The sequence below is a fragment of the Eudoraea algarum genome, from assembly GCF_050589645.1.
GTDB lineage: Bacteria > Bacteroidota > Bacteroidia > Flavobacteriales > Flavobacteriaceae > JBNGOQ01.
Window position 1 is genome coordinate 158315 of the sequence record NZ_JBNGOQ010000002.1, and the last position, 13093, is coordinate 171407.

Consider the following 13093-nt stretch of genomic DNA (forward strand, 5'->3'; position numbering starts at 1 on the left):
TATTTATATGGAAAAAATTTACGCTAAAGAACGGAACACTTGTAAACTTTCTGTTGCCTCCCCGGAAACTATCCGGTTTTTGCTGGACTTCTCAAAATCCCTGCAAATTGTGGACTATCAAGGGATGCAGTTTGAAAGTAATCTGAACTAAGACATTTCGGCCCGCTTTTAGCGGGCTTTTTTGTTTTTATGGTAAGCCGAAATCACTTCCTTGCGGCCAATAGTCTTGGTTATAATATCTTTTTCCAGATCCCACCCGCGGGCCGGGGAATAATCGCGTCCGTACCATATGATCTGCAGATGCAGGTCGTTCCATAGGGTTTTGGGAAAGAGACGTTTGGCATCCTTTTCTGTCTGCACTACATTTTTTCCATTGGAAAACCCCCAGCGGTACATCAACCGGTGAATGTGGGTATCTACCGGAAAAGCCGGGATACCGAAAGCCTGCGAAACCACTACACTTGCCGTTTTGTGGCCTACTCCTGGGAATTCTTCCAGCAATTCGATATCTGAAGGCACTTTCCCATTGTATTTTTCCACCAAAATCTTGGATAACCCATGTATTCCCTTAGATTTCATGGGCGATAGTCCCACAGGCCTGATAATCTCCCTGATCTCTTCCACCGAAAGGGTAATCATATCATAGGGATTATCGGCTCTGGCAAATAGGAGGGGGGTAATTTTATTTACCCGTACATCCGTACTTTGAGCGGACAAAAGTACGGCGATCAGCAAGGTATACGGGTCTTTATGTTCCAAGGGAACGGGTATGGTGGGGTAGAGTTCCTGAAGGGTTTTTATGGCGAAATCGACCTTTTCGGGTTTTGTCATTTTTGCGTAGTTTTATCGGCGCTAACAGAACAGCGAATTTAATTAAAAATAGACTATGAATACATTAAAAGAGGGCGATAAAGTACCCCCGTTTTCCACCACGGACCAAGACGGAAATACCGTAAATCTGTCTGATTACCTGGGAAAAAAATTGATTGTTTTTTTCTACCCGGCGGCCAATACTCCAGGATGTACGGCGGAGGCTTGCAATCTAAGGGACAACTATGTCGAATTACAGGCACAGGGTTATGAACTTCTTGGGGTAAGTGCCGACTCTGAAAGAAAGCAATCCAATTTTAGGAAGAAGTTCGGTTTCCCCTTTCCCTTGTTGGCCGACAGGGACCATACCGTAATCAACGCCTTTGGCGTCTGGGGCCCCAAAAAGTTTATGGGCCGGGTATTCGATGGTATTCACAGAAAGACCTTTATGATCAATGAGGAAGGTGTGGTGACACGTGTAATCGATAAGGTGAAGACCAAAGACCACGCTGCCCAGTTGTTGGTCTAAAAGCTGTTGAAACTAAAACTTGTCACATCGGGTGCCTGCCTTGGGCACGGCGCCCCAACAGCCAGATATTTTTAAGATAGCTTCGGGCAGTGCACTGTTCTCTAAAAATTAGGTTGCGTTAGATCTTACCCACTTTTTCCTTTTCCTTGGCCGCTTTTCCAAGAAACAGTTTGCGTTCTTTGATGATTTCCGCTATCCCTTCGGGCAACATCTCTTCCCAGCCTTCTTCTCCCGTGGTAATCTTCTTTAGTACGTCCCTGGAGAAAATATGCATGATTTCGGTATCATAGTCAAAGATATCCATCACTTTACCATTGTATTTGAAGAACTTGTACAATTCTTTCATTCTCGGATGTACCTTAACATTGTTGCTGGTCATGATCTGCCCGGTCTCTGCATTTTTCATGGGGTAGAGGTAGACAATAAGATCTTTAAAGAACAGCTTGCCGAAGGCTTCCAGGATGCCACCGCTGAGGTGTCGATAATATTTTTCATCAAATACGTCCACCAAATTGTTAACACCCATGGTCAGTGCTATTCTGGCCTTGGTGTAATTGTTGAAATACTCTACCAACTTGTAGTACTCCTGAAATTTTGATATCATCACCGTATGCCCAAGAGAGCACAGTAGTTCTGCCCGGTCCATAAAATCCCGTTCATCGATTTCTCCTGAAGCCTTTAGGTTGGATAGGGTAATCTCAAAAATAACAATGCTTTTTTCCTCTTCTACCGTTTGGTCCCGAATGAAGATGTCATAGGATTTTTGAAACATGTCCATGTTCACCTTGGTAACTGGCCTAAAACTTCCCCTGAGCGCCAATATATTCTTCTTGTACAGCACTGTAGCGGGCAACAAGTTGTTACCATCAGGGCCGAACATGACCGCATCGGTCATGTCGTTTCGGATGAGTTGTAGGCTCATGAGTCTATTGTCCACATCCTTGAAATTTGGTCCGGAGAAATTCACCATATCTATTTCAACGGTATCCTTATCTATGTGGTCGTAGAGGTATTTTAACAGCTTTCTGGGCTTGTGGTACTTGTAAAAAGCACCATAAATAAGGTTAACCCCAAGAATTCCCAAGGTTTCCTGCTGCAATCTTGCCTCATTTTGTTTAAAGCGTACGTGAAGGATAATTTCGTCGAGCTCCTTTTGCCCTGGATCTAATTGATACCTTATGCCCAACCAGCCATGACCCTTATAACGTTTGGAAAAATCTATGGTTGCCACGGTGTTTGCATAGGAAAAAAACAAACGATCGGGGTGACTTTTACGGCTAATACGTTCCTCCATGAGACGCATCTCATGGGTAAGCATGGTCTTTAGCCTGCCCTGCGAAACGTAACGCCCATCGTCCTCAATACCGTATATGGCATCACTAAAGTCCTTATCGTAAGCACTCATGGCCTTGGCAATCGTTCCGGAAGCACCTCCAGATCTAAAAAAATGCCGAGCAGTTTCCTGACCGGCACCTATCTCTGCAAATGTTCCGTAAATATCTGGATTTAAATTGATCCTTAGCGTCTTAGCCTTTATGGATGGGATATTTTCAAAAGCGGTATCCCTTTTTAAAACTGAAGCCATGCTCTGGGTTTTAGGTACAACAAAGTTAAGAAGATTGGGTAATCTATTAAATAAATAAGTTATAATTTTGAAATAAATAGACGATAGGTTGAAAATCACTTTTTTGGGCACTGGAACATCACAAGGAATCCCTGTAATTGGTAGTACGCATCCGGTATGTCTAAGTGAAAATCCCAAGGATAGGAGACTTCGCGTCTCCGTGTTGATTTCATGGGAAAAATACAATTATGTCATTGATTGCGGCCCTGATTTTAGGCAGCAGATGCTGACCCATAAAGTGAATAGATTGGACGGTATCCTCTTTACGCATGAGCACGCGGACCATACCGCGGGAATAGATGATATTAGGCCCTTTTTCTTCAGACAGGGAGATATACCCATTTATGCCCATAAGCGCGTAGCAAATTCCCTAAAAACCAGATTCGATTACATCTTTGCGGATGAAAACAGATATCCGGGCGCACCGGCGGTTGACGTACGTTTGATAGAAAAAGACTGTCCCTTTAAAATAGGCGATCTGGAAGCTCTACCTATTGAAGCCTTGCACAATAGGCTGCCGGTGTTCGGTTTTAGGATCAAGGACTTCGTTTATCTCACAGATATCAAGACCATCTCTGAGGAGGAAAGCGAAAAGGTGAAAGGAGCAAAAGCTCTAGTGGTCAACGCCCTGCGAAAAGAACCCCATCATTCGCATTTTAATCTGGAAGAAGCACTTGAATTTGTGCATAGGATGAAACCAGAAAAGGCCTATTTTACACATATAAGCCATCTTTTGGGTTTTCACGATGAGGTAGAAAAAGAATTGCCAAAAGATGTACATTTGGCCTACGATAACTTAGTCATAAACCTTTAAGTATTCTACGTGCAATGAAGAAAAACATATTTCTCTATCTTTTTGTGTTTGCCGCACTCATCATATTGTACCTGTTCGTAAGCAACGCCAACATGGTGGAAGCGAAGGATGATACTGCCAATAAATTACGGGGAGAGGTCTCCGAATTGCAGGATTCTGTGCAGCAATTGCAACTGAAGGTGTTGGACATGCAATATTTTTCGTTGGAGAACAATGATGATGCGTTGGCCTATTATGACCATCTGGAAATTAGGGATCCATCACGTTACATTGCAGATAAATTGTTGGAAACCAATGAAAAAAAGGGCGATAACCCCTTAGTACCTTACGAGGGCATGGAAAGCGACTTTAAAATCAACAAAATTAAAATACTGAACCACAAATGGATCGTAGCGGATTTTTCAGACGGCAAATTTTGGGGAGAACTCTTGTTGCGTTATGAGCTGAAGGATAACCATGGGGTAGATTTTACCCTGGTGGATCATCTGTTATACACCAGGAGCAATTAAATTTTGTCCTTTAGCCATTCCTTGAAGGCGTAAAAGTTCTGAGGGGAGACCCCATGGCCCACGGGAAACTCCTCATAGCTATGCTCCACGTTAAGGCTGTTGAGCAAATCCGGCGTCTTTTGGGCCCATTCTACCGGAATTACGGGATCTACAGAACCATGTGATGCATAAATTTTAAGCCCCCCATGGTCAAGTTCCCGATACCCTTCCGTAAGCGTGTTTTCGTTGATATAACCACTTAACGCTATTATATTCTTGAATTTGTCCGGATAGGACAGGGCTACCGCATAGCTGAGGATGGTACCCTGGCTAAATCCCAATAGATTGATATGGTTTGTATCCAAATGATAGGCATCACAGGCCTCATCAATAAAGTGCACGATTTTATCGCGGGAAATTTTGGCCTGCTCCTCATCGCTCCATTTGCCGTACTCTGCATCGAAATTAATGGCATACCAAGCATAACCAAAAGGGTCAAGTGCAAAAGGAGCTCGTACGGAAATGACGCATAATTCTTCCGGAAGTTCCGGTGCAAAGGAAAACAGATCTTCCTCATTGCTTCCGTACCCATGGAACATAAAGAGGACCGGGGGCTTCTCATCGCTTAAGGAAGAAGGACGAATCAGATGTTCAAGGGATAGGGGCGCTGTGGTCATACTATTGGATAAAGGTAAACCATTTTTGAAAATAAGGACCCAGCACAGGTACCGATTGTTTTTTATTGTTCAAGGCACCGATAAATCCATAAAACCAAAGGACAATATAAAAAACATATAATCCTACCCAAGCATATTCGTTGAACCATTGGCTTAAGAATAGGGCAGAACCCAGGAAAATAAGGTGTAGTCCAAAAGCTTGTCTGGTGTGAAAACGCGCAAAGGCATTCTTGGGCTCTAGATTCATGGTAATGGCTATCAAAGCACCGATCATGGTGAGATAGGCAATTATGGCCGTGGTTTTCCCTTCCTTTACTTTGTTTTCCATTTTCTATGCGCTTAGCACCAATTGATTTTTTGCAAAAACCCCGTACACCTTGCCTCGTAGAGGAGTATCCAGAAACATACTGTTTTTTGAGGTAGACAGGATATGCCCCATTCCAAATGTATACTCAAGGTCGGGGTCAAATAAAGTAAGGCAGGCATTTTCACCTTCCCGTATGCTGGGTGTCTCCATGCCGTAGCGTTCCCTGCCTTTGGTCAATAGCCCAATGGTGGTTTCAAGATCAAAGATTTGGTTTAAGAGTCCAAAAGCGTTTTCCAGCCCAAGTGAGCCATATTCGGCATGGTCAAATACCACTCTTTTTTCCTCAATATCAATAGGGGTGTGGTCCGAAGATACAAAATCGATTGTTCCGTTCTTGAGGCCTTTTAAGAGTGCCTTTATATCCGTTTTGTTCCGCAAGGGTGGCATCACCTTGTAGTTGGTATCAAACGTTTCCAAAACCTCATCGGTGTACCAAAGGTTATGAATGGCCACGCTACAGCTTACATCCAACCCCTTTTTCTTGGCCTCAGCAATTAAACTCACAGATTTGGCCGTGGATATGGTGGGAATATGCAATCTGCCCCCGGCATATTCCAAAATGAATAGGTCCCTGGCAATTTGAATTTCTTCTGCAAGCGAAGGAATTCCCTTAAGTCCCAATTTTGTGGAAATCGCCCCTTCGTTCATCGTACCCTTGCCACTGATATGCGTATCTAGCGGAAAAGAATAGACCAAGCCGCCGAAATTTTGGGCATACTGTAGCGCAATCTTTAGAAGATTTGCATTTTTCATGGCCTTTTTGTGATCATAGAACCCTACTGCCCCTGCATTTTGCATGTCGAAGAGTTCGGCCAGATCGTTTCCTTCACTTCCCATGGTTAATGCTCCCAGAGGGTGAAGTGCCGTAGCGAAGGGTTGGGCGGTATTTTTTAGGAAGACGATGTCCGAGCTGCTGTCCGGAATAGGATGGGTGTTTGGGTTGAGCACAATATGGGTGTAACCGCTCTTCGCCGCGGTGGTAAGTCCATTCGCGATGGTTTCCCGTTCTTCATAGCCAGGTTCCCCCATACTTACACTGCTGTCGAACCACCCTGCGGATACACAGAGGTTTTTTCTGGAGATTACCTTGGCCTTGCCCGTGGCCTCTATTTTTGAGGCTATTCTTTCTATACCGCCATTCTTGATCAAAATATCGCGCTTTTTTAAATGCAGCGCCCTATTTCCGGGATCAACGATTTTGGCCGATTTTAAAAGTATACTCATTTAAGGTATTTTTGAATAAGGATCTCCGTCAGTATAAAAAGCAATGCTAAAATAACAAACCATTTCCAAAGCTCGGTTACCTTGGTGGCCTTTTCCATAGTTTCAAGAAGGTCTGTTGTAGACCGGTGTTTCGTTTCAGCTCCAAAGTTGTCCATGTTGAGATATACCAGGGCACTTTCATCCCTGGGATAATTGAAGCTTACACTTTTTAGGGTTGTTTCCCCTTCCATGATACCATAGATACCATCTAGTGCCGGACTTTCATCAAACGTAAGGCTAACCTTGTCGCCAAAGGAACGTTGCAAGGGTATAAATTGATACCCTGGCTGGGCCACCCGTAGAATGTTGTCCTTGGAAAGGGCTACCGGAATATCAATGGAGACCCGCTTACCAATGATGTTGTACAATTGGGGCAAGCGTAGACTGTTCAATCCTATATTGTAAAATGTGGGTACGATCAAGGGAGAATTTTTGAAATTGGAATTTTCCTTTGAAATCGGAGCGGTGAATATATAAACACCGTCCGTACCCACCAGAAATGCGTCCTTATCTTCAAAGGAAAGTGCTTTGGGCGCGCGCGACCTTAGCCGAAAATATTCGGAAACCTTCGGATACTGAAAATTGGTCACCCTTTTTTCGAAGACGTTTTGATATAAGGGATGGGAAAATGCAATATCGGTGATGTTTCGTGTTGCGCTTACGGCTTGGGTCAGGGTGGTATTGTGGAAATTGGCCAAAAGCTGGTTGTACGAGGCCATGTCGCCTTCAACAGCTGGAATGAACACGATGCTTTTTCCCCTATCGGCCAAAGATATTAACACCGTTTGCAAGGCGTTGGGAATTGCTTTTAACTCGTTCAATACAATCAAATTTTGAGCTTCCAGCATGCTGTAATTTAAACTCCTCGGACTAAAGGCCGCGTATTGGAACTCGTCTTTGGTAAAAATACGTGCCAGATAATCGCTCTCCGTATCGCTAACGGCAAGTATTTTTATCCTTTCCTTCCTATTAATATTAAAGAAGAGTTGATTGTCATAGGCCAGTCCAACATCGGAAACTTCAATTTTTCCGTTAATTACCTCGTTGGCTGCCAGCGAAAAGGAAACTTCGGCCTTTTTATTTGGGCCAAAAGCCGCCGCTGTCTTCGCGATCAACTTATCATCATTAAAAAGCGAAACCGGGATGTTCTCTGTCTCCGTGCTGCTGGAAAGGACGGCCCTGAGCTCTATATTTTCTGGGGAACGACTGCTTATGAAGGCCGTGTCAATAGCGATATTTTCCAATCGCTCGGGAACCAGTTGCACTAGGCGTGGTCGCAGCCCATCTATGGTGTCCGATGGGTTTGTGGCCATCCACTGCTGAAAATCTGAAATAAGTATTAGATCCTTGATGGTGTGTTGCGAATCTGTAAACAGCGTGCTGGCCTTTAATCCTATTTCACCTAGCTTTAGCTGTTTGGAAGTATGACTCAAGGTAAGCAGTTCATTTTGGATATCCTTTACCGTAACCTTTTTAAAGACTTTTTCATTCGTAAATAGACTGAAGGTACGTTCTTTGGGTAGTGTCTTTATCAAATCCTGTACGGCCGTACTCAGCAAGGTGGCGTTTTCGGTCTTGGCCTGCATGCTAAAGGAATCGTCCAAATAAATAACGGTTTCCCTGGCGGTCAAGGCCGATTTTCCCGCGAAAAAGGGTTGAGCAAAGCCAATGACCAATGCGGACAGCAGCAGTAGTCTGGTGCAGAGCAAAAGCCATTTTTTTAAGCTGTTGCTCCGACGCGATTCGGAAACCACCCTATACAACAGCTGTACATTGGTAAAAGGGGTTTTTTTAAATCTACGGAGTTGAAAGAGATGAATAATAATGGGAATCAGTAGTAGAAATAGGGCCCAAAGGAGTTCTGGATATTTAAACTGCATTCCTGAATTTGATTTGGCAAATATAATGAATTCAATGTTCAATGATGAAGCTTTTCCCCGGATACCTCCATGTTTTTGAAAAAATTAACGTTAGGCCAACCCCTTGTTTTATCAACAAAAGAAAAAGTAATCTTCCATGGGTCGGTGTCCCAAATGTAAAAAGTGATCTTTTATCATGGCTTGGGCAACTTCATTGGCCACGGTAACAATACTTTGTGGATGGTTTAATCCTGCAAGTTCCTCATAGTGCAATAGGGTAGATCCGTAAATCTTTTTCCCAATTTTGTTAGGATTGTCACATAACCAATAAAAGGGGACACCTTTCTCTGTCAGGGCTTTGGCAATGGTCTTTCCTTTGTTGCCCGCACCCCAAACTGCCAAGGGCCGCCCAGGGTCAAAATTGAGTTGTAAAAAATAATGGAGCTTAATATCCAAAAAGTAATTTTGGGCGTAGTGTTCACTGGTACGCGAGGTACGGGTATCATAATCACGCCAAAGGTGTACCACCTCCTGGCACGGAATACATTGAAGCCTTTTGGCATAAAAACGGAAACTAAGATCGTAGTCTTCGGGATAGCGATCGTGAAAAAAGGCCCCGCAGGCTTCCAGATCCTCCCTATAGGACATCCAGCAAGGGGAGGGGATAACACATTCCTTGTAGATTTCGGAATAGTTGGTACCCAGGCGGGTAAGCCCGTTTAACCAGGCCTCATAACGCGCGTACCCATTGCTTATGCCTTGATCTGAAAAATAACGTACCTGGCCAACCGCCAAATGGCCTTTGCCGTTTGCTATCAAAGATTTGGCTAGGAGTTCCAATTTATGGGGCTCCATAATATCGTCGGAATCCATTCGGGTGATCAACTCTCCCGTACTATAGCTATAGGCGGTACGAAGTGCAGCTATGATTCCCTTTCCCGTATTGGTATAGACTTTGATCCTAGGGTCTTTTTGGGCAAAGGCCGCTACGATGGACCGACTTTCATCAGTGGACCGATCGTCCACGGCAAGGACTTCCCAATGTTTGTAGGTCTGGGTCACTATAGAATTGAGGCACTCCGTTAAAAAAGGTGCCGTATTTTTGAACGGAATCAATATGCTGATCAGCGCGTGCTCCATTGGGCCAATTTATGGAATAATGACGAACCCTTTTTTTAATCCCCGAATAAATTACGTCCCAAACCAGTAGTCCCCTTCCTTATGGCCTGTTACCGTTTTGCCCTCGAATGGCTACATTTTAGGGATTCTTTTTTCCGGCATCTACGGGATTAAAAAACTTGAGAATGTTGGTGAGATCTGTTGGATTTCCGTTAAAATTTCGAAAATTGTCATAGTGGCTCTCGGCAAAGGGAACAAATCTCTCGCTTCCCTGAGCCTCGGACCACCCCCTTTTTATGGAATCGAGTATGTTGGGATCACTTTGGTGCAAGTTGAGCAGTACCTGGGTTATTTTTTCCTTTTCCGACTCGGAGAGGCTTTCTTTTACCAGGGCCGGTCCTAGCGGTATTTCCGAAGATATCCATAACATATGTGTGCGGTCTGGAATAGTTGCATCATTTTGTACCTGCTTAAAATACTCATTGCTGCCCAGGGCACATAGATCCGTTTCGCCCCGCAGTAGTTTTTCAAAAGTGGCCGTGTGGTTACCCCCATAGCGCACCGATTTAAACTGGGACTCCGGTGTTCTGAGGTCCAGGGCACTGAGAAAAAGGCGAGGCACCAGATTTCCGGAGGTGGAACCTTGGTTCACCAGCATCAACCGAAGTGCATGTGCATTTTTCTTCAAAGTGTCCAAGGTCTTGATTCCCGAAGCTCCTGAAGCCAAAAGCACGGTCTTGTAGTTGTCCTTTACGTCCTTGCCCACGTTGAGCGCGGCCACCGGACGCATGCCATGGTTTTCCGGTTCCAGTAACAGATACCCAAAGGAGCTTATAAATGCGATATCTACCTCACCTTTTTTAATACCGTCCATCAAGGACATCACATCGGGGTAGCTGACTGTTTCTACCGACCTTCCCAAAATAGCGCTATAATTATCGGATAGCGGCTGTAGATTGGCCACCCTGGTATTGTCCGCATAGGTGTAGGTTGCCAGGACCAAGGGTTTTTGTGTTTGACACGAACTGAGGAGTCCGGCCATGATCGAAAATAGGAAAACCTTAAATCGCATTTGTCTGTTTTTTATAAATATGTATTTGGACGTCATTGCCAAAAAATAAAAATGGCCCATATCCGATTATCTATTACAAATATAAAGGAAGCCCTAAAATGATTCGATTATCCGGGGTTTATTAAGAAAACTTTAGGTGGACCATAGGTATAAAAAAAGGGAAATGCCCGCAAGTTTGAATCCTTCCATCGGAAAATTATCCAGTTATCGGTAATGACCGCTATTGTTTGGAAAGGAGGGTTTTTAATGAAACCATATAGATTCTGCTTGTTCCGTTCTCATACCCATTCACTGCTTCTTCGAACGCCTTTATCGATTTGGGCCGCTCAGCGTCCAACGCGCTCCTGCGGCTGGTGAAATAAAGCTGCTTGGAAGCCATGTCCATAAAAGGACAATAGTCCATATACTTGGAGTTAATACCGTCCCCTAAATTTTTGGCGGTGCTCCAGCTATTGTCCGTCCGCCGAAAGCTTATGTACATATCCCCGCTTCCTAGACCGTCCTTTCGGTTGTACCCACTAAAAAGTAAAAAGGATTCGTCCGGGGCCACGTAGGCGTTAAACTCGTACCCTTGGGTGTTGATGGAATCGCTCATGGACACAGGAGGGCCGTAGTGCCCATTTTTCCATTCGCTAAAAAAGATATCGTCCTTTCCCTTGGCATTTGGGGCATCACTGGTGAAATAAAGATTCCCGTTTGTCGCAAGGGCGGGATAAAATTCGTTATGCTCGGTATTAATGGGTGCGCCAATGTTTATTGGGGCCGACCATGCCGCTTTCCTGTCGGCACGTTCCACGAACCAAATATTGAAATCCTTGGCCTCTTTTATGGAATCGTTCACCGGACGGTTGGAGGCAAAATAGAGACGTAACCCGTCATGGGAAAGAAAGGGCTCCAGGTCCTTATGGTCGCCTGAAAAGCTTACCACCGCAGGGGCCGACCAATCGTCGTTTTCCTTATGAAGTCTTGCAATAACGGAAAGCTCCTCCAACGGACTCTGTAGGGTTATATAGGCTTCGTCCTGGGAAATGGACATGGTAAAGTCCCTCACCTTGGGATACTTTAGCAATGTTTCCAATGCCGGAACCACCGATTCCTGTGCGTTCATTATTGAGAGGGTAAAGAGGGCCACCAAAAAGAGCGGCCTTAAAGAATAACAGGGATTCATCTCCTAATGTTTTGTACGGTTCGCTGCCAGCAAGTTAGAACATTTTGGCAAATAGCAAGGCATTAGGAGAATCTTCCCTGTCAAACACTGGTTTTTTATTAAGTGCCCAAACCCTGGTGGAGGGTATTGCCTTATTTTATGGAAATGCCCGCCTCGGATTCAAATTTTCCGGTAACGCCCCAGCCCCCAAAATTTTCGGAAACTGCCAGGAGCAGGGTATTCCTACCCTTTTTCAAATCCAAATAAACGGCATCGAACAACCCAACCGTGCCCAAGTACCGGTAATCCCGGGTGCGAAATTGATTGGTTCCCTTGTAAATGGCTTTTTGGTTGAGAATGGCGACCACCCTATCGCTATACCCAAAATGAAATAGCTTGGTCTGGTTGGTTTCTGAATGGACCACTATTCTGGCAAAAACAGTATTTTCCCCATTCTGGCCGGGTGTAGCGGCCCAAGAGATATTGGAGACGTTGTTTTCCTCTACCTGTATGCGCTTGCCCCACTTCCTACCTTTTATTACAGCGCTGAGTTCTGTGGGATCGTTCAGGAGCGCTTCATCAAACACATCGGAGATTTCCCACTCCTGAACGATATTCGGGACTTTCTCCCGGTTTACCACATTAAAATCCTTTATCTCCGGTGTATCCGTACTAATTTTGAAGTTGGCATAGTGCATAGCACCGGCACTGCCACCAATGGTCACCTTTCCTGCCTTTGGCTCATGTTTTAGGTTCCAGGACAGCAGTGGTTTTTCCGAATGGTCCAGAAAGATTTGGGCTTTTCTTCCATTGACAAGCACTTTTACATGGGTCCATTCATTCAATCTATAGTCGTAAGGTGAAGAGTAAGACGGGCCAAAATAGAGTTGCCAGGCCGAAAGCCTGTTGACCACTGGCGTGGCCTGATTGGCATCGGGCATGCCCGATAAATGCGGCCGAAAATAGAAAGATTCCATATTTCCGTCCTCAAAGGCCCTAAAACGGAGGCCTGGAAAGCTTCGTCGCTCCGTAAGGTAAATGTCAAATTCTATAGTACCATTTAGGAATTTTGTATCTTTAAGAGCGGCACTGCCCTGTTGAATGTAAATGGCATCCTGGCCTTGATAATTCTCGAATACATGGGCTTGCGCATTAATTTCCCAATGCAGGGTATCAAGGGGAACACTGCGCTGTGCAAAACTGTTCTGGATAACAAGGATTAGAACGGGGATCAAAGAGGATAAACGAATCATGATTTTTGTTTTAAAATTCCTGTATTGTAAGGGGAATATTGGACCAAATTGGTTCAAGTTGGTGCAATATT

Annotated in this window: 14 protein-coding genes; 4 read left to right on the top strand and 10 right to left on the bottom strand. The window is 44.5% G+C overall.

Going from position 1 to position 13093, the window contains the following annotated elements:
- Positions 1-7 precede the first annotated feature (7 nt).
- Complete coding sequence (locus ACRD67_RS06995) at positions 8-151, top strand: hypothetical protein (RefSeq protein ID WP_430966343.1); 144 nt, start codon at positions 8-10, stop codon at positions 149-151.
- 17 nt (positions 152-168) lie between these two features.
- On the opposite strand, the gene ACRD67_RS07000 is transcribed toward ACRD67_RS06995, so the two are convergent.
- Positions 169-831 (bottom strand): endonuclease III domain-containing protein, encoded by a 663-nt coding sequence (locus ACRD67_RS07000; protein WP_430966344.1) that lies wholly within the window; start codon positions 829-831, stop codon positions 169-171.
- Between the two features lie 55 nt (positions 832-886).
- Between ACRD67_RS07000 and bcp the strand changes: the two genes are divergently transcribed.
- Positions 887-1339: a thioredoxin-dependent thiol peroxidase gene (gene bcp, locus ACRD67_RS07005; RefSeq protein WP_430966345.1), complete on the top strand. Its 453-nt coding sequence runs from the start codon at positions 887-889 to the stop codon at positions 1337-1339.
- 118 nt (positions 1340-1457) lie between these two features.
- Here the strand turns inward: bcp and ACRD67_RS07010 are convergent, their stop codons facing one another.
- Positions 1458-2924 (bottom strand): TonB-dependent receptor, encoded by a 1467-nt coding sequence (locus ACRD67_RS07010; RefSeq protein ID WP_430966346.1) that lies wholly within the window; start codon positions 2922-2924, stop codon positions 1458-1460.
- A gap of 88 nt (positions 2925-3012) precedes the next feature.
- Between ACRD67_RS07010 and ACRD67_RS07015 the strand changes: the two genes are divergently transcribed.
- Together ACRD67_RS07015 and ACRD67_RS07020 are read left to right on the top strand one after the other, a co-directional pair.
- Positions 3013-3777, top strand: a complete 765-nt coding sequence (locus tag ACRD67_RS07015) for an MBL fold metallo-hydrolase (RefSeq protein ID WP_430966347.1) — start codon at positions 3013-3015, stop codon at positions 3775-3777.
- A 14-nt stretch (positions 3778-3791) separates the two neighbouring features.
- Entirely contained in the window at positions 3792-4286 is a 495-nt protein-coding gene (locus tag ACRD67_RS07020) for a hydrolase (RefSeq protein WP_430966348.1), read from the top strand.
- On the opposite strand, the gene ACRD67_RS07025 is transcribed toward ACRD67_RS07020, so the two are convergent.
- From ACRD67_RS07025 to ACRD67_RS07060, 8 genes are all read right to left on the bottom strand, one after another.
- Entirely contained in the window at positions 4283-4942 is a 660-nt protein-coding gene (locus ACRD67_RS07025; protein WP_430966349.1) for an alpha/beta hydrolase, read from the bottom strand. The two genes, ACRD67_RS07020 and ACRD67_RS07025, sit on opposite strands and share 4 nt — an antisense overlap.
- Before the next feature lies 1 nt (position 4943).
- Complete coding sequence (locus ACRD67_RS07030) at positions 4944-5270, bottom strand: hypothetical protein (protein WP_430966350.1); 327 nt, start codon at positions 5268-5270, stop codon at positions 4944-4946.
- A 3-nt stretch (positions 5271-5273) separates the two neighbouring features.
- Complete coding sequence (locus tag ACRD67_RS07035; protein WP_430966351.1) at positions 5274-6533, bottom strand: dihydroorotase; 1260 nt, start codon at positions 6531-6533, stop codon at positions 5274-5276.
- Positions 6530-8452, bottom strand: a complete 1923-nt coding sequence (locus ACRD67_RS07040; protein ID WP_430966352.1) for a BatA domain-containing protein — start codon at positions 8450-8452, stop codon at positions 6530-6532. Before ACRD67_RS07040 ends, ACRD67_RS07035 begins: the two co-directional genes overlap by 4 nt.
- A gap of 111 nt (positions 8453-8563) precedes the next feature.
- Positions 8564-9571, bottom strand: coding sequence for a glycosyltransferase (locus tag ACRD67_RS07045; RefSeq protein WP_430966353.1), 1008 nt, complete (start codon positions 9569-9571; stop codon positions 8564-8566).
- A gap of 118 nt (positions 9572-9689) precedes the next feature.
- Positions 9690-10622: a phosphate/phosphite/phosphonate ABC transporter substrate-binding protein gene (locus ACRD67_RS07050; protein ID WP_430966354.1), complete on the bottom strand. Its 933-nt coding sequence runs from the start codon at positions 10620-10622 to the stop codon at positions 9690-9692.
- Positions 10623-10842: 220 nt separating this feature from the next.
- Positions 10843-11790, bottom strand: coding sequence for a hypothetical protein (locus ACRD67_RS07055; RefSeq protein WP_430966355.1), 948 nt, complete (start codon positions 11788-11790; stop codon positions 10843-10845).
- 131 nt (positions 11791-11921) lie between these two features.
- Positions 11922-13022, bottom strand: a complete 1101-nt coding sequence (locus ACRD67_RS07060; RefSeq protein ID WP_430966356.1) for a hypothetical protein — start codon at positions 13020-13022, stop codon at positions 11922-11924.
- Between the last annotated feature and the right edge of the window lie 71 nt (positions 13023-13093).

What these genes read in the sequence shown, in the direction of transcription:
- ACRD67_RS06995 (WP_430966343.1), top strand. Translation starts at nt 8, where the DNA reads ATGGAAAAAATTTACGCTAAAGAACGGAACACTTGTAAACTTTCTGTT.
- ACRD67_RS07000 (WP_430966344.1), bottom strand. Translation starts at nt 831, where the DNA reads ATGACAAAACCCGAAAAGGTCGATTTCGCCATAAAAACCCTTCAGGAA.
- bcp (WP_430966345.1), top strand. Translation starts at nt 887, where the DNA reads ATGAATACATTAAAAGAGGGCGATAAAGTACCCCCGTTTTCCACCACG.
- ACRD67_RS07010 (WP_430966346.1), bottom strand. Translation starts at nt 2,924, where the DNA reads ATGGCTTCAGTTTTAAAAAGGGATACCGCTTTTGAAAATATCCCATCC.
- ACRD67_RS07020 (WP_430966348.1), top strand. Translation starts at nt 3,792, where the DNA reads ATGAAGAAAAACATATTTCTCTATCTTTTTGTGTTTGCCGCACTCATC.
- ACRD67_RS07025 (WP_430966349.1), bottom strand. Translation starts at nt 4,942, where the DNA reads ATGACCACAGCGCCCCTATCCCTTGAACATCTGATTCGTCCTTCTTCC.
- ACRD67_RS07030 (WP_430966350.1), bottom strand. Translation starts at nt 5,270, where the DNA reads ATGGAAAACAAAGTAAAGGAAGGGAAAACCACGGCCATAATTGCCTAT.
- ACRD67_RS07035 (WP_430966351.1), bottom strand. Translation starts at nt 6,533, where the DNA reads ATGAGTATACTTTTAAAATCGGCCAAAATCGTTGATCCCGGAAATAGG.
- ACRD67_RS07040 (WP_430966352.1), bottom strand. Translation starts at nt 8,452, where the DNA reads ATGCAGTTTAAATATCCAGAACTCCTTTGGGCCCTATTTCTACTACTG.
- ACRD67_RS07045 (WP_430966353.1), bottom strand. Translation starts at nt 9,571, where the DNA reads ATGGAGCACGCGCTGATCAGCATATTGATTCCGTTCAAAAATACGGCA.
- ACRD67_RS07050 (WP_430966354.1), bottom strand. Translation starts at nt 10,622, where the DNA reads ATGCGATTTAAGGTTTTCCTATTTTCGATCATGGCCGGACTCCTCAGT.
- ACRD67_RS07055 (WP_430966355.1), bottom strand. Translation starts at nt 11,790, where the DNA reads ATGAATCCCTGTTATTCTTTAAGGCCGCTCTTTTTGGTGGCCCTCTTT.
- ACRD67_RS07060 (WP_430966356.1), bottom strand. Translation starts at nt 13,022, where the DNA reads ATGATTCGTTTATCCTCTTTGATCCCCGTTCTAATCCTTGTTATCCAG.